This is a genomic window from Salinibacter sp. (assembly GCF_036626415.1).
In the GTDB taxonomy this organism is placed as follows: Bacteria; Bacteroidota; Rhodothermia; order Rhodothermales; family Salinibacteraceae; genus Salinibacter.
The window spans coordinates 24167-41291 of record NZ_JAZKRW010000012.1 but is presented as its reverse complement, the minus strand read 5'-3'; the positions used below and the strand labels follow the sequence as shown (position 1 = coordinate 41291).

Annotated in this window: 13 protein-coding genes; 5 read left to right on the top strand and 8 right to left on the bottom strand. The window is 66.7% G+C overall.

Translation table 11 applies throughout. The features are described from left to right. Positions 1 to 121 precede the first annotated feature (121 nt). On the top strand, positions 122 to 3130 hold the full coding sequence (locus V5A20_RS02990; protein ID WP_332326677.1) for a DUF748 domain-containing protein: 3009 nt from the start codon (positions 122 to 124) through the stop codon (positions 3128 to 3130). Positions 3131 to 3360: 230 nt separating this feature from the next. Here V5A20_RS02990 and V5A20_RS02985 read toward each other — a convergent pair whose 3' ends face one another. Then, complete coding sequence (locus V5A20_RS02985; protein ID WP_332326676.1) at positions 3361 to 4503, bottom strand: serine hydrolase domain-containing protein; 1143 nt, start codon at positions 4501 to 4503, stop codon at positions 3361 to 3363. Between the two features lie 186 nt (positions 4504 to 4689). On the opposite strand from V5A20_RS02985, the gene ggt reads away from it, so the two are divergent. Beyond that, positions 4690 to 6489, top strand: a complete 1800-nt coding sequence (ggt, locus tag V5A20_RS02980; RefSeq protein WP_332326675.1) for a gamma-glutamyltransferase — start codon at positions 4690 to 4692, stop codon at positions 6487 to 6489. Positions 6490 to 6705: 216 nt separating this feature from the next. Here ggt and purF read toward each other — a convergent pair whose 3' ends face one another. Both purF and V5A20_RS02970 read right to left on the bottom strand, forming a co-directional pair. Beyond that, positions 6706 to 8235, bottom strand: a complete 1530-nt coding sequence (gene purF / locus V5A20_RS02975) for an amidophosphoribosyltransferase (protein WP_332314947.1) — start codon at positions 8233 to 8235, stop codon at positions 6706 to 6708. A 222-nt stretch (positions 8236 to 8457) separates the two neighbouring features. Then, positions 8458 to 9372, bottom strand: a complete 915-nt coding sequence (locus tag V5A20_RS02970; RefSeq protein WP_332326674.1) for a carbohydrate kinase family protein — start codon at positions 9370 to 9372, stop codon at positions 8458 to 8460. Positions 9373 to 9616: 244 nt separating this feature from the next. On the opposite strand from V5A20_RS02970, the gene V5A20_RS02965 reads away from it, so the two are divergent. After that, a complete protein-coding gene (locus V5A20_RS02965) occupies positions 9617 to 9904 on the top strand; it encodes a hypothetical protein (protein WP_332314945.1) in 288 nt (95 codons plus the stop codon). Positions 9905 to 9938: 34 nt separating this feature from the next. Here the strand turns inward: V5A20_RS02965 and V5A20_RS02960 are convergent, their stop codons facing one another. The 5 genes from V5A20_RS02960 to V5A20_RS02940 form a co-directional block, all read right to left on the bottom strand. Next, on the bottom strand, positions 9939 to 10418 hold the full coding sequence (locus tag V5A20_RS02960; protein ID WP_332326673.1) for a hypothetical protein: 480 nt from the start codon (positions 10416 to 10418) through the stop codon (positions 9939 to 9941). Between the two features lie 18 nt (positions 10419 to 10436). After that, a complete protein-coding gene (locus V5A20_RS02955; RefSeq protein WP_332314943.1) occupies positions 10437 to 11807 on the bottom strand; it encodes a sodium-dependent transporter in 1371 nt (456 codons plus the stop codon). 142 nt (positions 11808 to 11949) lie between these two features. After that, a complete protein-coding gene (locus tag V5A20_RS02950; protein ID WP_332314942.1) occupies positions 11950 to 13332 on the bottom strand; it encodes a sodium-dependent transporter in 1383 nt (460 codons plus the stop codon). Between the two features lie 190 nt (positions 13333 to 13522). Continuing rightward, positions 13523 to 13786: a hypothetical protein gene (locus V5A20_RS02945; RefSeq protein WP_332314941.1), complete on the bottom strand. Its 264-nt coding sequence runs from the start codon at positions 13784 to 13786 to the stop codon at positions 13523 to 13525. Continuing rightward, the gene (locus tag V5A20_RS02940; protein ID WP_332314940.1) at positions 13786 to 15009 is read right to left on the bottom strand and encodes an alanine dehydrogenase; all 1224 of its coding nucleotides are present in this window, start codon (positions 15007 to 15009) and stop codon (positions 13786 to 13788) included. Before V5A20_RS02940 ends, V5A20_RS02945 begins: the two co-directional genes overlap by 1 nt. Positions 15010 to 15289: 280 nt before the next feature. Between V5A20_RS02940 and V5A20_RS02935 the strand changes: the two genes are divergently transcribed. Together V5A20_RS02935 and V5A20_RS02930 are read left to right on the top strand one after the other, a co-directional pair. Further along, on the top strand, positions 15290 to 16219 hold the full coding sequence (locus V5A20_RS02935; RefSeq protein ID WP_332314939.1) for a Rossmann-like and DUF2520 domain-containing protein: 930 nt from the start codon (positions 15290 to 15292) through the stop codon (positions 16217 to 16219). Between the two features lie 170 nt (positions 16220 to 16389). Further along, on the top strand, positions 16390 to 17007 hold the full coding sequence (locus tag V5A20_RS02930) for a hypothetical protein (RefSeq protein ID WP_332314938.1): 618 nt from the start codon (positions 16390 to 16392) through the stop codon (positions 17005 to 17007). Positions 17008 to 17125 lie beyond the last annotated feature (118 nt).

Here is a 17125-nt window from a genome sequence, read left to right as displayed (position 1 = left end):
CGCTCGCCTGGCGCAGACGGGGTCGGATCGGATGTCTGTGTAGTGGGTTTTAGAGAGCCCGAGTGCACGTCTCTTCTGTGCCCTGCCTCTTTCTTCACGCGAGGGTCCCCGTCCACCCATCATGTCTGACTCCAGTCCTGACGCCTCTTCGCCGCGCGCCGTGCCCTCTCGTACCCGGCGCGCCCTCAAATGGGGCGGGGGGCTTCTGGGTGGGCTCGCCGTTCTGGTTCTGGTCGCGGCCCTCGTGCTGCCCCGCCTCTTCACGTCCGAGCAGCTGAAGGGATACGTGGTCCCGCCCCTGGAGGAGGCCACCGGGCGGCAGGTGGAGATCGACACGATTGGGCTGCGCGTCCTGCCCACGCCCGCCGTCCAGGTCACCGGGTTTCGCCTCGCCAACGCCGAGGGCTACGGGCCCGCCCCGGCCGTGGAGGCCCGTGCACTGAACGTGAACGTGGCCCTCTGGCCCCTGGTGCTGCTGAACATCCGGCCCACGGCGGTGGCCCTGGAGGCGCCGGTGGTGCGCTACGAGGTGGGCGAGGACGGGGCGACGAATTTCGACGACCTGGGAGCAGCCGACACGACCGCGACGGCAGACGAAGAGTCTCCACTGGCGGGCATTCCGGTGTCCAATTTTGGCGTGTCCGAGGCACGTCTGCGGTACACCGACCGGTCCAGCGGGCAGGCCCTCAACGTTGACTTCGACGCCCAGCTTAACGCTCTCCCCGACGGGGCTGCCCTCACGAGCGCGGGGACGGTCGACCTGCGGTCTGTACGGGCGCTGTTGCCCAGCGTGGGGCCCGACACCCTTGTCGTGCAGGAGGCAGAGGCGAGCTACGATGTCCGCCTGGATCCCGCCGCCGGCCGGCTTGACCTCCGACGCCTCGAGCTCGACACGGCGCCCCTGGTGGTGTCGGTGGATGGCACCGTCTCGGGACTGAACGCACAGCCAACGGTCGACCTCACGTTTGAGACCGGACGCACCGACCTGGCCGAAATCGCGGGGTTCGTGCCGGCTGCGGCGGTAGAGGGGCTGAATCCGCAGGGATCCGTGGCGCTGGAGGGGAGCCTCTCCGGCCCGCTCTCCGAGACGATAGATGGGGCGGAGGGCCTTTCCCTGACAGCCACCGGGCAGCTCGCCGAGGCCGGCGCGGATTATGAAGGGACGGCCCTGCTTCGAGACTTGAGCGCCGACCTGTCGCTCGGGCTCGACTCGGTGGCCGTCCGGTCGGTCGATGGGCAATTGCTCGGGGCCTCCCTGGCCGGCGGCCTGTCGGTGCGCGACCTTGGAGCGGAGCCGCAGATTGCCCTCCAACTCAAAACCGGAGCGATGAACGTGGCGGACCTTGCGGCCTTTGCGCCGCCGGAACAGGTTGGGGAATACGCCCCACAGGGCACCCTCCAGCTCGATGCGTCGGCCCGGGGGCCGCTGCCCTCGGATGCGGCTGCACTGCAGGCCCTCACGATCAACGGGGCCGGCCGGCTTGCTGGGGTGGGCGTTGACTACAAGGGAGAGGCGCTCCTTCGCGACCTTCGGGCGGGGCTCGGGCTTTCGGGCACGGCAGCCTCGGTCCAGAACCTCGACGGCCAGCTTCTGGGCCGCTCGGTCTCGGGGGCGGTCCGTGTACGCGACCTCTTTGGCAGTCCGCAGGTCGACGGGCAGCTGGCCGGAACGGCGGACCTGCCCCGGCTTGTGGCCCTTGCGGGAGATGAGGCCACGGCGAAATCGGTGGAGGGAGAGGCCGACTACGACGTGCGCTTCGAGGGTCCGATTGACGCGCCCGACGCCATCCGGCCCACCGGGACGGTCCGCCTCACGGATGCGCAAGTGCCGTACGAATCATTCCGGGCCCCTGTCGAAATCCCCGACGCGACCGTACAGCTTACCGGCACGGGCCTCTCGATGGACCGCTTTGCCGTCCGCTCCGGCTCCGAAACCGTGACCCTCCAGACCAGGATGCGGGACCTGTTTCCCGTGTCGACGGGCCTGGCGGAGTCCGATCCGGCACTGTCGGCCACCTTCACGCTCACCAGCGATCGCCTCGATCTAGTGGCCCTCTACCCGGAGGCCCAAGACTCGGACGTGACGTACTCGCAGCTCTTTGCCGCCCACCTGTCCGGGTCGAGCATGGACGGCACCTCGCCCGAGGACGTGGCGGAGACGCTCTACGGAGATGTCGATCTCCCGGCCTACGCCGTGGACGGACGCGTCGAGATTGGGACCCTGCTGAACGAGCCCCAACGCTTCGACGATCTCGCGTTCGACGTGCAGATGGACGACCGGCGGCTGGACGTGCAGAACCTGACGGCCACCACCTACGGCGGCACCCTGGCCGGCTCACTGACGCTCGATCAGCGCGGGACAGCCTCCACGTCCGCGGCCTCGAACTCCGAATCCGTCTTGCTTGCCTCCAACGCGCTCGGCCAGGCCCCCCGGGTCGCTGCGCCCGCCTCCGCGCTCACGTACGACGTGGAGCTCCGGGAGGCCGAGGCTGGAGCGGTGATCGACGACTGGACGACGCTGGGGCGCCTCGTGACGGGCACGCTCACCCTGGATGCCGACGGCGAAACCGCCCTCACGGAAGGACTCTTGCCCCAGGCGGACGCCTTTACCGCGATCGGGCAGTCGCTCGTGGCCGACGGCGGGCTCTCGCTCAATGTGGGGCCGGCCCAGGCGCTTGTGGAGGCGCTGAATCTGCCCTCGGCGTCGTTGAAGCAGTTTGAGCGCCTCGGCGGGCCGTTTGCCATTGAGAACGGTCAGTTCCGACTGAAGGCGTGGGACTTCGGAGGGGCCCGATTCGACGGGACGCTGGACGGGGCGCTGGGCCTGGGCGGCGGGGTGGACTTAGAACTGAGGCTGGAATTGCCCCTTTCGGTGCTCAACGACTCCGGCGTGCCTGCGCGTCTGAGAGGGGGCGACGGGCAGCTTGGGTCTCTCCTCAGTACGCTGGCGGGCGGCGACGCCGGCGCCGAGGCCGTGCCGGTGACGGTCCGGCTGAGCGGCACCATGCGCGAGCCCGCCGTCAAAATCCTCAATAAAGACGCCATCACCTCGAAGATTCAGTCGATGGCCAAAGAGGAGGGCCTCAACCGCCTCCGAAATCTGTTCGGGGGCGACGGGGAGGGAGGGTAGCTCAGGCATGCAGAAGCGATGCCCAGTGCAGCGTCAGTCGTGAATGTACGGGTGCGTGCGACCTCAACATTCGATTTCTGTCGCGTCCTCCTGAGTGAAAGCGAACGATCTCTTCGGGAAAACCGCCGTCGTCGAAGAGGCTCTTCGCCTACGCTCAGAGCGACCTGCCTTGACATGTTGAGGTCGCACTGGAGGCGCACAGCTTGAGGATTGACAGTTCACTAAAGTGCCTACCACCCAAATACGGGCCGAGGCACGGAGGGCCACGCGATGGAGCCGGGCGGGCCTTGCGCGGCGGGGATGATGTGCTCCGCCAGCAGCCGCAGGAGCTGCTCGTTGTGGTCGTTTCCGCCCGAGGGGCGGGTCCGAAGCGACGAGGTGCACACCACCACGAGGTCGAGCCGCGGGACGACGAAGATGTACTGCCCGCCGTAGCCCCAGGCAAAGGCCACCCGCGCCCCGCCAAACGTGTGCGTGAACCAGAGGTAGCCGTACTGGTGATCGCGATACGTGGAGCGCACGTAGGTGCGCCAGGAGAGGTCGATCCAGTTCGCCGGCACCACCTGCTGTCCGCCGAAGCGTCCCCCATTCAGGTACATCTGGCCGAACCGAAGCATTCCGCGGGGCGTGAGGGCCAGGTTGTTGCCGCCGAAGTAGCGGCCCGCGGGAGACTGCTGCCAGCTCCGGATGCGCACGCCGAGCGGGTCAAAGAGCCGCTCCTGCGCAAATGCGCGGAGCGACTGGCCCGAGGCTTCGGCCAGGACGGCGCCGAGGATGTGCGTGGTCCCGGTGCTGTAGATCATCTCGCCCCCCGGGCGGTCGACCATGGGGCGCCGCAATGCATCGGCCACCCAGTCGGCGCTGGAGACCCACGCCCCGTAGTTGTCGAAGCTCGTCGACTCAAGCCCTGTCTGTTGCGTGAGCAGGTGGTCGACCGTGATGCGCCGCTTGCGGGGGGCGTCGGCCAAGAGGGTGGGGAAGAAGGGGCCGATGGGCTGGCTCACGCCGTCGAGAACGCCATCTGCGAGGGCGATGCCGGCAAGGGCGCTCAGCACACTCTTGCTGGCGGACTTTAGGTTGGCGGCCTGGTTGGGGCCCCGTCCGTTGAAGTACGCCTCGGCCACAGTCGTTGAGCCGCGGGCCACGATCAGGCCGGTGAGGGGCGGGGCGAGGGCCCTGGCCCGGTCCACCGCGTCGGCGAGCGCAGCAGCGTCGAAGCCGTGGGCGCCGCCCGGATGGGCCCGCCACGTGACCGTCGTCGCGCTGGCCTGTCCGTACGTTGGCCCCCTGGGCAGGAGGAGGCAGGCCATCACGATGGCGCAGGCGGCAGGCAGGGCCCCGGTGTGGGCATGCGTTCCCGTGAAGGTAGGCATCGTGGCAAGAATCAGTGCATGGGTCCGACGACGTCCGCGTACTTTCCCGCCGAAATCGTGTTCGCCGTCCCCCTCTCTCCCGCAGTCCGGATCAGGAGACCGTGCGCAGCTGGGTGGGGTTGCCATTCGCAGGGGAGACACCTACGTTTGGAAACGCCCTTATCCTTGTCTCACCCCCACCGCTCCATGCCGCTCCGTTCAAAGGCTCGTGCCTTCAGCCTCGCGCTCCTGCTCACGATCACGGCCGTCGGCCTTTCGGCCTGGACGACGGCCCCGTCTCCGTCCCCGGCTGCCGAGTCGCCCCCGGCGTCCGCGACGGCGCCCGTCCCCGAGTACGCCGAGAACGGGATGGTGGTGGCCGCCAAGGAGCGGGCCGCCGAAGCCGGTGTGGCCATGCTGGAAAAGGGCGGCAACGCCGTCGACGCCGCCGTGGCCACCGGCTTTGCACTCGCCGTGGTGCATCCCTGGGCCGGCAACATCGGCGGGGGTGGATTCATGGTGATTCGCCAGCCCGATGGGACGGTGACCACGATCGATCACCGCGAGGACGCCCCCAGCGGGGCGACGCAGGACGTGTACCTCGACGATGAGGGCAACGCCGTGCGGGCTCGGAGCCGGCGCGGCCACCTCGCCTCCGGTGTGCCCGGGACCGTCGCGGGCCTGCTGAAGGCGCTTGACGAGCACGGCACGCTCGACCGTGCGACTGTGATGGCCCCGGCCATCCGGCTGGCCCGAGACGGCTTTCCGCTGCATCCGTCCCTGGCGCAGGACCTGAACGAGAGCTACGACGATTTCGCGGCGTTCCCGATTACCAAAAAGTACTTCACCAAGGGCGACTCGACGAAGACGTACCGGCCGGGGGAGCGGTTCGTGCAAGAAGACCTTGCTCAGACGCTGACGCGCATTCGCAATCAGGGGCGAGACGGGTTCTACGAAGGCGAGACGGCCGCGCTCATCGCCGATCAGTTTGCAGAGAACGGGGGGCTGATCGACGAGCAGGACCTGGCCGAGTACGAGGCGGTGGAGCGCGACCCGGTGAGTGCTACCTATCGGGGCTACACCGTGCACTCGATGGGCCCACCGTCCTCCGGGGGCGTCGCCATCGCGCAGCTCCTGAACGCCGCCGAGCGAAAGCCGATCGGCCAGATGGGCTTCAATTCCAGCCGGACGGTCCACTACCTCGGCGAGGCCATGCGCCGCGTGTACGCCGATCGGGCGGAGTGGCTTGGGGACCCCGACCACGTAGACGTGCCCACGGACGGTCTCGTCCGAAAGGACTACATGCGGAACCGCATGGCGTCGTTCGATTCTATGCGCGTCACGCCGAGCGATTCGGTGAAGGCCGGGCAGCCGGTGCTGGCGTCCGAATCGATGGAGACGAGCCACTACTCCGTGGCCGACAGCAGCGGCATGGCGGTGAGCGTGACCACCACCCTGAACAGCGGCTACGGCTCGAAGGTGGTGGTCGACGGGGCCGGCTTCTTCATGAACAACGAGATGAACGACTTCGTGCTGAAGCCGGGCGTGCCCAACATCTACGGCCTCTCTGGCACGGAACAGAACCTGGTGGCGCCGGACCGCCGCATGGTGTCGTCGATGTCGCCGACGATCGTTGAGGACCCGCAAGGGCGTCCGTTCATGGTCATCGGGGCGCCGGGCGGCTCCACGATCATCACGACCACCTTCCAGGTCATTACGAATGTCATCGACCACGGCATGAACATCCAGGAGGCCATCGCGGCCGGGCGCATCCATCACCAGTGGAAGCCGCGTGTGCTCAGCTACGAGAAGAACACGCTCCCCTACGACGTGCGCTGGAACCTGCGGGCCCGCGGCTGGGAGGTGACGCAGGGCGTCTTTGGGGGCATCCCGCAGTGGGGGCGGGCCCAGGGCCTCCGGGTCAAGCATCCGAGTCGACCGGATCAGACGTTCACCTTTCGGGGCAGCTCGGACCCGCGGGGCACCGGAGCGGCGGTGGGGTTTTGATCTTCAGGGGCCGAGCTTTCAGGATAGATCCATGCTCGGCGTCGGGACAGGCGCCAGTCTACGCTGAATCGTGATGCGTGATGAGTGATGCGTGAGGACGGTCGTTTCTGACGATCACGCGTTACGCATCACAATTCACGTATAACGCTTCACGCTCCCAGAGACACCGCCGATTCTCCACCGGGCAGGGAAGTTTCGGAAGGGGGAGGCGTGGGCTTACGCCCGCGGCGCCGGCGCCTGCCAGTCGAACTCTTCCTTGCTCATGTCCTCGTCGACCGGCACCGGGTAGTCGCCCGTGAAGCAGGCGTTGCAGTAGCTCAGGTCGCTGTGGTTGGCCCGCTTCACGGCCTTCATCAGTCCCCCCACCGACAGGTACGCCAGCGAGTCGACCCCCAAATAGTCGCGCATCTCGTCGATGCTGTCAAACTTGTTGGCGAGCAGTTCGTCGGCGTCGGGAAAGTCCATGCCGTAGAAGCAGGGACTGATGACCGGGGGAGAAGACACGCGGAAGTGGACGCTCTTGGCCCCGGAGTCGCGCAGCATGCGCACGAGGTAGCGCGCGGTGGTCCCCCGCACGATCGAGTCGTCGAGCACCACGACCGTGCGGTCCTCCAGGAGGCCCTGGACGGTGTTGAACTTGCAGCGCACCTTCATCTCGCGGCGGTCCTGGCCGGGGGCGATGAAGGTGCGGCCCACGTAGTGATTGCGGATGAGGCCGAGGTCGAACCGGCAGCGCCGCCCCATGTCCTGGCATTCCTCCGCGAAGCCGAGGGTGGAGGTGTTGGCGGAGTCGGGGACTGGCACCACGATGGGCGTCTTCTCGTCGTCCTCCGCTGCCTCGGGGATGGGGGCCTCGTGGGCCAGCTGCACGCCGAGCTGGCGCCGCACCTTGTCGACCATCTCCCCGAAGATTTGGGAGTCGGGCCGCGAGAAGTAGACGTACTCGAAGACGCACTGGCTGACCCCGTGCTTCGTCGGAATCTCGTGGCTTTCAAAGTCGCCGCCGTTCACGCAGCCCTCCCGGTCGATCACCAGAATTTCCCCGGGTTCGATGTCGCGCACGTACTCCGCGTCGATCATGTCGAAGGCGCACGTCTCGCTGGCCACGCAGTAGGCGGGGCCCTCGTGGCGCTCCGGCGTCTCGAGGCGGCCCAGCGCGAGCGGGCGAAACCCGTTCGGGTCGCGGACGGCAATCATGTGTTCGTCCGTCATGAGGAGCAGCGAGTAGGCGCCCTCGATCTGCATGAGGGCGTCGACGATTTGATCGAGGTGATTCTGCCGGCGGCTCTGCGCCGTGAGGTGCAGGATGAGCTCGCTGTCGCTGGTGCTCTGGAAGAGGGTCCCGCGCTCGCTGAAGCTCTTGCGGAGCTCTTTGGCGTTCGACAGGTTGCCGTTGTGGGAGAGGGCAAGGTTGCCCTTTCGGTGGTGCACCACGAGGGGCTGAATGTTGTCCCGATTGGCGGAGGCCCCGCTTGTGGAATACCGGTTGTGGCCGATGCTGGCGTCGCCCAGCAGCTTCTTGCTGAAGAGGGCCGGGTCGTCAAACACGTCGAGCACCAGCCCGAAGTCCTTGTGGACTGGCATCACCGGCTCCTCCCGTTGCTCGTCGTAGGTGGAGGTGACGATTCCGGCGGCCTCCTGGCCCCGGTGCTGCAGGGCGTGCAGGCCGTAGTAGGTGTGCCGGGCGGCCTGGGGATGATTGCAGATGCCGAAGATGCCGCAGTGCTCTTGGACGGCGTCGCTCATGGGGCAGGGGCGAGGGCAGGCCGCAGACGGGTGGGACGGGCGCTGAGTACCGACGTTTCGCGACCAGCACGGGCCCGATGGTCGCGTTCACCGAAACTAGGGATGGACCCGGATGATCCCAACCTTTCGGGGCCGGTGGGGTCTAGTTCTCAAAATTCTCGCCTGACAGCTCGTCGTTCGTCCCCTACGTCGGCCCTGTGGGGGACAAGGGGGCCGTCGTCGTTACTCTGTCCGCGAGTGGTTACGCCTCTCGAGGTCGAGGTGGAGGAGTCCGTCCAGCCCGTCAAAGTTGTAAGACGGAAAGGCCCCGGCGCGCGATGACACATAGGCGCCGAGCCGGTTCGCAAGGTCAAGGAGCGCATCGCCGGTCCGCTCCTCCAGAAATCCGGCGAGAAAGGCCGACAGGAAGGCGTCGCCCGCGCCCACCGTATCCGCGACGTCCACGGCGTAGCCGGAATGGTGCCAGCACTGCCCCTCGGCCCACAGCCGGGCCCCGTGGCCGCCCCACGTTACGCACACCGCCCGGCACCCAAACGCGTCCGCCAGGTCGGCCATCGCGCCCTCCGGAGCGTCCCTGAGCCCGAACCACGCTCGCATCCGCCGCAGCTCCGCGTCGTTGAGCTTCACCACGTCGGCCGCCCGGAGCGACGCCTCAATGACGCCCCGATCGACGTATGGGGGGCGAAGGTTCACGTCGAATACACGCAGGCCCACCGCTTCGCAGAGGCGCTGAATGGTCTGCCGGGACGTGGGGGCGCGCTGGGCGAGGCTGCCGTACACGAGGGCCTCGGCGTGATGGGCGTGTTGGGCGAGGGCGTCAGTGAAGGCGATCGCGTCCCACGCTGCGGGCTCGAGAATGTCGTAGTCCGGCTCGCCGGGCTCGCCGGTGTCGACCTGCACGAAGCCGGTGGGGAGTGCGTCGTCGACTTGTACCGGGTCTGTGGCCAGACCACGAATCTGTGCGCGCCGGAGCGCCTCCTGCCCGAGCCGATCGTGTCCCACGCGGCTCGCAAAGACGGGGGACCGCCCCAGGGCCTGGAGGTGAGAGGCCACGTTGAAGGGGGCGCCGCCGAGGAAAAGCCCGTCGGGCAGGGCGTCCCAGAGAACCTCGCCAACACAGAGAATCTCGCTATTCATCGGACGCGTGAGGACTTAAAGACACTCGGGTTTGTTTTTTTTGAGGACCCCGGAGAAGACAGCCATGAAGACAAAAAGGGGCGGGCCTGTCGTCCACTCACAGTGTTGCCGCGTCGCGCCGAATGGGGAGCGCGAGAGGTCATGGCGTTGCTCTACAGCGGCGACGAAATCGGTCAGCTCCACGACTTTTCGTACCTGACCGACAAGAAAGACCGACGACAATCGATGGGCATACCGTCCGCCGATGGACTGGGACCGAGCCCTTCTTCGGTACAAAGAAGAACGGATCGAACAGCGCCTGTTTGACGGCGTCCAGCAGCTTGCGGAGGTCCGGAAGCGACTCGACGCACTCGGTCCCCTTTCGGCCGATGGCTATCCGGTTTGGCGAACAGAGATCGACGTGCCGGAGGGGGCGTACTTCGGGTTTCGGTGGGTCAAAAAACGAGACGGACGGGTCATCGAGTGGGCCCCGCATCTCTACGCCGCTCGGGCCGGAGACGGCGTTCTGGGTCCGGTGGGGACATCCGGCTGAGGGGCATGCCGCGGAGGGCCGCTGGCCGGACCCGTCACAGCAGAACGACCCCCACGGCCAGCCCAATCCCCACGGCATCTGCCACGAGGTCTTTCCCGCTGGCCCGCCCGTCGACGCGGGACGCGTCGTACAGCTCCTTCGTGATGCCCAGGGCCCCACTTGCGGCCGCCGAAAGGGGAAGCGCGTCGCCCTGGGACCAGTCGGCCTTGCGGACGAGAACGTACTGCGTCGAGAGCGTCCAGAGCCCGCTGAACACGACGTGCCGGGCCTTGTCACGGGCCCACCACTGATCGCGAGGGCGAGGAGGCCGCTCGGGCGAGCGGCCCGGCGGCACGAGAATCTCGACCCGGAGCGCCGTGAGGGTGGCCGGGAGGTCGGCGGAGGCGAGAGAGGTCGAATCCGTAAGGAGAGCAGCGGCCCCTTGGGCGTCGGCGGGGACCGCAGACATCCCGAGCAGCACGAGGGCCAGTACGCCGATCCGAAGCCGGAATGCCGAGAGACGCGTGGAGGCCATTCGTCGAACGGGAACGTGTTACAGCGTGCCGGTCAGGTACCCCATGACGATGCCAAAGACGACCACCGGGATCACGTACCGCATGCCGAAGATCCAGACCCGCAGGACACCGTCGGACAGGGTCGTGCTGCCCTCACGGAGCTCTTCGGCCGCCCGGTCAGCCCCCCACACCCACCCAATGAAGATGCTCAGGAAGAAGGCGCCCACCGCCAGCCCGGCACTCCCGATGAGATAGTCGAGGACGCCGAGCACGTTGGTCTGGCCGAACAGGCCGCCCTCCCCGAAGAGATAGGTCAGGTCGCTAAACGCGCCCACCGCCCCGAAAGACAGGGCCGAGGGGATCGCCATGAGGAACGTGATGGCCCCGATGATGAGGACCGACTTGCGGCGAGACCAGTCCGTTTCGTCCACGAAGTAGGAGACCACCACCTCCAGCAGAGAGATGCTGGAGGTGAGCGCCGCGATGGAGAGGAGGACGAAAAACAAGAATCCGACGATGCCCCCAAGCGGCATTTGGGCAAACACTTCGGGCAGTACCACGAACACCAGGGCCGGGCCGGTGGCCGGGTCGGCGTCCATCGCAAACAGGGCCGGGAAGATCATGAACCCGGCCATGAGGGCAATCATCGTATTGAACAGGACCACGTAGGCTCCGGACACAGCGATGTCTTCCCGCTTGGGCAGGTACGAGCCGTAGGTGATCATGGCCCCCATCCCGAGGCTGAGGGTGAAGAACGCCTGTCCGAGGGCGGCAATCACGAGGTCGAAGCTGATCTGCGAGAAGTCGGGCACCAGGTAGAAACGAAGCCCCTCCGCGGCCCCCTCCAGGGTGACGGCCCGGACGATGACGAGCAGAATCAGCACGAGCAGGACGGGGAGCAGGATCTTGGCCCACCGCTCAATGCCCTGCTCCACGCCCCCGACCACCACGAGAAGCGTGAGCAGCAGAAAGAAGGACAGCAGTCCGATGTTGAGCCAGGGAGCAGCGGCAAATTCTTCGAAACCCATGGACGGGGCAATGACGTCCTTCACCGCGTACCCCACGGCCCAGCCGGCCACGACGCTGTAGTAACTTAGAATGATGAACCCGGCGAGCACGCAAAAGCCGCCCACCAGAATCCAGGCGGAGCCCCCCCCGGTGATGGATTTGATGGCGCCGACCGGGTTGCGTTGACTGTTCCGGCCGAGCGACAGTTCGGCGAACAGGTAGGGCATCCCGATGAAGAGGATGCACAGCAGGTAGATGAGCACGAACGCCCCGCCCCCTCCCTCGCCGGCCAGGTAGGGAAAGCGCCAGATGTTGCCCAGCCCGATGGCGGACCCGGCGGCGGCAAAGATGAACCCGATCCGGGACGACCACTGCTCACGGTCGGTCGAGGTCGTACTCATGGAAGGCGTCGAGGGGCTCGTGGGAGGAAGAAAGAGGGCTCGGCCCGCGGAAACGGACCTGTCACGATACACATCGCCCGAAGTTAAAAGGTGACGGACGTGATCGCAATTCCCACCTGCCGGGGCACAAGGAGCGGCCGCGTCACAGCACGTCGTAGAGAAGGTCGATGACCAGTACGGCCAGAATCGTGATGGGGAAGGCGTACTTGATCGCGGCACACCACACCGGTCCGGCCACGCGCCCCACCGTGTGTCCGGTGCCGGATCGCAGCTCCGTGAGGGCCTTCTCGGCGCCCCACACCCACCCGACGAACAGGCTCAGGAGGGCGGCGCTGAGGACGAGGGCCACGCTCCCCCAGAGGAAGTCCATGACGTCGAGCATGCCCGGGCTGGGCCCGAAGAATCGATCCCCAACGAGCCACGACAGGTCACTGAGGGCCGGTACGGCGCCCTGCGACAGGGCCGACGGCAGGCCGAGAGCAAACGCGAGCCCGCCGGCGCCCCAGGCCGCCGCGCGGCGGGACCAGGGCGTCTCGTCGACGAGATACGAGACGAACACTTCCAGCAGCGAAATGCCCGACGTAAAGGCGGCGATGGCAAGGAGGAGAAAAAAGAGGGTCCCGACGAACGATCCGAGTGGCATCGCCCCAAACACATCGGGCAGCACCACGAACACGAGTGAGGGCCCCTCCGCCGGATTTTGTCCCATCGCGAAGACCGCCGGAAAGATCATCAGGCCCGCCATGAGGGCAATCAGCGTGTCGAAGGCCGCCACGTATCCGCCAGAGACGATCAGGTTTTCGTCGTCGGGCAAGTACGAGCCGTACGTGATCATCGTCCCCATGCCGAGGCTGAGAGAAAAGAAGGCCTGGCCAAGGGCCTCTACGACCACGAGCCCTGACACCTTTGAAAAGTCTGGCGTGAGGTAAAAGTCGAGCCCGGCGCCCGCCCCGGGCAAGGTGACGGATCGAAAGATGATGAGGCAGAGAAGGACAAACAACACCGGCATCAGGATCTTTGCCCACCGCTCGATGCCTCGTCGAACCCCCCCGGCAACCACCCCAGCCGTGGCGAACAGAAAGCCCCCGAACAGGGGAACGACCCACAGCGGGTCGGCAATGACGCGGGCGAAGACCGCGTCGGGCGCCTCAGCAGCGACAAGATCCCGCAACACATATCCCACGGCCCAGCCGGCCACCACCGCGTAGTAGCTGAGGATGGCGAGGCCCGCCACGACACAGAGGCCGCCGACGAGCGGCCAGGGCGACCGGGCATCGATGGCCCGGATGGCGCCCACCGGGTTCCGTTTGCCGTTGCGGCCAAGGGCGAGCTCCGCAAACAGGTACGGCACGCAGAGAAGAACCAGGCAGGCGAGGTAGATGAGCACGAAGGCGCCGCCTCCGTTGTCCCCCGCCTTGAAGGGAAACCGCCAGATGTTGCCCAGTCCGATGGCTGACCCCGCTGCGGCGAGGACGAAGCCGAGCCGAGAGCTCCACTGCTCCCGCTCCGGGGAAGGAAGGGCCATTTCGAGACAGGCGGTTGAACGAACAGGGGAACCGCGCCGAGCACGGTCCAACGGCCGGGGGACGTCCGGTAGGGCGTGGGCAGTCAGACCGCGAAGATAAAAGGTGGGCCCCCTGAACACAACGACGCAGGTCGGGGAGGGCGGGCCTCACCGCGGAAAATCACGGAAAACAGAAACCGGTCCGAATGGGCTACGCGGTCCACGCGTCTCGGTCCGGGTACTGGTCGCGGTCATGATACGAATGAAGGCGAGGCACTCCCTGCGCGAGGTAGAAGGGCGGACGGGCCGGGAGGTCTTTGGCCGAAAGGCGCACCACCTCCACGTCGCCGGAGGCTTTGTACAGCTTCAGACGGCCAACCCTTGTGTCCGCGGCACCGAGATCGTAGAGGCAGTAGCGGGGGGTTGCGTCCACCTTCTGGAGGACGACGGTGAGGGCCATCGGGGCGGGGCGCACTAGATGCCGGAGGCGATGAGCAGTTCGATGTCGCGGTGGCTCATGCCGAACATCGACGCCAGGCTCTGCTTCGTGAGGTGTTGCCGGTAGACGTACGTGCCGTTGCGCAGCCCCTCGTCGCGCCACAGGGCCTCGTTGATGGAGCCGGCCTCGCCGATGCGGAGAAGGTAGGGGACGAGGACGTGCGTGAGGGCGTAGGAGGCGGTCCGGGCCGCGTTGGAGGGCATGTTGGGCACGCAGTAGTGAATGATGTCGTGCCGACGGTAGACCGGGTCAGAATGGGTGGTGGGGCGGCTCGTTTCGACGCAGCCGCCCTGGTCCATTACGGCGTCCACGACCACGCCGCCAGGGGACATGGACTGCACCATGTCCTCCGTGACGAGCAGGGGGGAGCGCTCGCCGCCAGTCACCATGGCGCCCACCACCACGTCGGACGAGTGAACGGCCTGGCGGAGGTAGTGGTCGCTCGCGACCGCGGTGGTCACGCTGCGGTCCAAGGTGTTTTCCAGGGTGCGCAGGGACCCGAGTTCCGTGTCGAGAACAATGACGTGGGCCCCGTACCCGAGGGCAGTGCGGGCGGCCCACTGGCCCACAACATCGGCCCCCAGAATGACCACGGTGGCGGGGGGCACGCCGGAGATGCCACCCAGCATGACCCCCTTGCCGCCCTCGTTGCTCTCCAGGTAGCGGCCGGCAATCTGAATGGCCATCGACCCCGTGATCTCGTGCATCATGCGCACAAGGGGAAAGGTCCCGTCCGGGTCCCGAATGAACTCGAACCCGATGCCTGTGATCTTGTGGCGCATCAGATGGTGTAAAAACTCGGGGGTCGTGCCCCCGAGGTTCAGGGCTGAGAGCAGAATCTGTCCCTCCTGTAGGAGGTCCCTCTCATCTTCGCCGGGTGGGCCCACCTTTACGACGAGATCGCTTCGATCGTACAGGTCTTCTGGGGCGGAGACGAGCTCGGCCCCGGCGTCGACGTACTCGTCGTTCTGAAAGTGAGCCTCGTGCCCGGCGCCCTCCTCCACGTATACCTCGTGTCCGTCGGCGACGAGGGCCCCCGCACCACTCGGGGCCAGGGCCACGCGCTGTTCTTCGTTGCCCACCTCACGGGGGACACCGATCCGAAGCGACTCGTGTTCGTCGTCCTGCGTCAGCGGCTTTTCCTGGGTCATCAAGCCGCGTTCGCGCTCGAAGCCCTGCTGTAGGGAAGGAATCTCCATAGAGACAATTGGGGTCCCGCAACGTACGTCCAGGTTGTGGCGTAGAAGCCCGAAAGGATGCGCGACGGGCACGCAAACACCGCAATCTATGAAAGCAACTCCGCTTTTGCACACTGGACCTCGTTCTAGAGGAAGAGAAGAGGGAATGTTGGGTGAAGAGAACGGGCCTGCGGCCCCGCGAAGCTCCTTGTCGCCGCGAGCAGAACGGTAGACCTTTTCCGGTCCGGCTCCTATGTTCGAACCGGTCACCTGTCCGTGCATCCATCCGCATCGTTCTCAAATGCCTGCCGCCTCTTCCCCCGGTCCGATCGCCATCATTGGGGCGGGGGCCGTCGGGACGACCCTCGCACGCAGCCTCACAGCGAATGGGCAACGCATCGAAGCCGTGGTGAGCCGGGATGAGGAGGAGGCCCAAGACTTGGCGGATCGGGTGGGGGCACCAGTGGCCGGGGCGACGGCCGCGGTGCTTCCGCCGAGCATCCGGTTTGTGCTGATCTGCGTTCCGGACGATGCAATTGCGGGGGTGGCCGAGGCCCTGTCGCGCCGTGACCATCCGTGGGAGAAGACCGTCGCCGCCCACACGTCTGGGGCGAGGCGGGCCGCTGTCCTTACTCCCCTTGACCAGCGGGGGGCCGCGACCATGAGCTTTCACCCGGTGCAGACGTTCACGCCCGAGACGCCTCCCGAAGCGCTGGAGGGCATCGCCGTGGGACTTGAGGGAGAGGATCGCGCCATTGCTGCGGGCACGGCCCTGGCCGAGGCGCTCGGGGCCCGCCCGGTCCGGCTGACCGCCGGGGAGAAGGCGCGGGTTCACTGTGCTGCGGCCCTCGCCTCCAACGGCCTCGTGGCCCTCTTGTCGGTCGTAGAGGAGGTGTTTGGGGCGTCGGAGGCGAACCTTTCTCAGGGGGCGGGGACGGATCTCGTCGCGCCGCTCGTGGAGCACACCTGGGCCAATCTCAAGGAGGGATCCCCGGAGGAGGCGCTGACCGGTCCCGTGAGGCGCGGCGACGTGGGCACGGTCCAGGCCCACCTCGATGCCCTGGATGACGAAACCCCGCACCTTGTGCCCTTCTACACAGCCCTGTCCACCGAGATGGTGCGCGTGGCCGTACGGGGCGGACACCTGTCCAGGGAGCAGGCAGAGGCGCTCCTGGCCGTCCTGCGAACCGCTGCGACCGCCTCGGAAGAAGCCGCTGGGGGGGCGCGTTGAATGTCTCGAAGACTGCCCCTTTCTTCATAAGTATGCAGAAAAATAAGGAACTCGTGCCTGCCCTGTAGTTTTATATCGGCCTGTTTCAAGCGTCCTCTGCGTGCTTGTGCGACGTGTTGCAGAGCCGATGCGTCCCCCCACCGCTGTCGTTTCATAACGCACTGTTCTGCATGAGTGACGAGGCTCGTGAGCGTCAAGCCGGATCGTCGGTCGCGAACGATGATCCGGATCCCGGTCCGGAGCAGTTTGCGGGGCGGTCGCTCCTCCTGGCGGACGACGACGAGGTGCCGTCCGAGGCGCCGAACCCGGACGTGGAAGCCCTCCGCGTCCTCGTCGAAGAGGCCAACTGCCAGTGCGCCCCGTACCAGTCGGTCGCCGTGGCCGCCGTGCAGATCTTGGAGAAGGCCCTTCGGTACGAGCAGCAGGCGGCGAGTGCGGCCCTGTCCCTCGGGCAGCAGAAGAAAATGGGGGCCATGGTGGAGACGGCAGAACAGGCCGTCACGGTCCTGCGCGACACGCTCACTGCGCAGGGGCACAAGGTGATGCACCTGTGCTCCAGCGAGTCTGCCTCCGGACTGGACCTGGCGTCCGACGACGCGGGGCAGCCCTGGTGGTTTGCACTGTCCAACGCGTTGGAGGTGTTGGAGCAAGGCACCGACCAGATGACGTCCCTAACGACGGGCCAGCCGTCGGGCAGTGCCGCCCGCGAGTTGAGTCAGCTCATCGCGCAGCTCCTTCGAAGCCACCACGATGCACTGTTGCTGGAGGCCGAAGAGTGGATCTCGTAGGGGCCGCTGTCGCCTTGTTTGGGAATGATGAAGAGGGCTGCAGTTCGGTCCCATGCGGGAGACGAGCACCGCCTGCCCTTCTTTCGTTTCCGTTCACTCTCTTCCATCGACGACCGCA

Bases quoted from the DNA above. Each gene is read 5' to 3' on its own strand.
- V5A20_RS02985 (WP_332326676.1), bottom strand. From the start codon at position 4,503: ATGCCTACCTTCACGGGAACGCATGCCCACACCGGGGCCCTGCCTGCC.
- V5A20_RS02990 (WP_332326677.1), top strand. From the start codon at position 122: ATGTCTGACTCCAGTCCTGACGCCTCTTCGCCGCGCGCCGTGCCCTCT.
- V5A20_RS02940 (WP_332314940.1), bottom strand. From the start codon at position 15,009: ATGGAGATTCCTTCCCTACAGCAGGGCTTCGAGCGCGAACGCGGCTTG.
- purF (WP_332314947.1), bottom strand. From the start codon at position 8,235: ATGAGCGACGCCGTCCAAGAGCACTGCGGCATCTTCGGCATCTGCAAT.
- V5A20_RS02935 (WP_332314939.1), top strand. From the start codon at position 15,290: ATGCCTGCCGCCTCTTCCCCCGGTCCGATCGCCATCATTGGGGCGGGG.
- V5A20_RS02930 (WP_332314938.1), top strand. From the start codon at position 16,390: ATGAGTGACGAGGCTCGTGAGCGTCAAGCCGGATCGTCGGTCGCGAAC.
- V5A20_RS02950 (WP_332314942.1), bottom strand. From the start codon at position 13,332: ATGGCCCTTCCTTCCCCGGAGCGGGAGCAGTGGAGCTCTCGGCTCGGC.
- V5A20_RS02960 (WP_332326673.1), bottom strand. From the start codon at position 10,418: ATGGCCTCCACGCGTCTCTCGGCATTCCGGCTTCGGATCGGCGTACTG.
- ggt (WP_332326675.1), top strand. From the start codon at position 4,690: ATGCCGCTCCGTTCAAAGGCTCGTGCCTTCAGCCTCGCGCTCCTGCTC.
- V5A20_RS02970 (WP_332326674.1), bottom strand. From the start codon at position 9,372: ATGAATAGCGAGATTCTCTGTGTTGGCGAGGTTCTCTGGGACGCCCTG.
- V5A20_RS02965 (WP_332314945.1), top strand. From the start codon at position 9,617: ATGGACTGGGACCGAGCCCTTCTTCGGTACAAAGAAGAACGGATCGAA.
- V5A20_RS02955 (WP_332314943.1), bottom strand. From the start codon at position 11,807: ATGAGTACGACCTCGACCGACCGTGAGCAGTGGTCGTCCCGGATCGGG.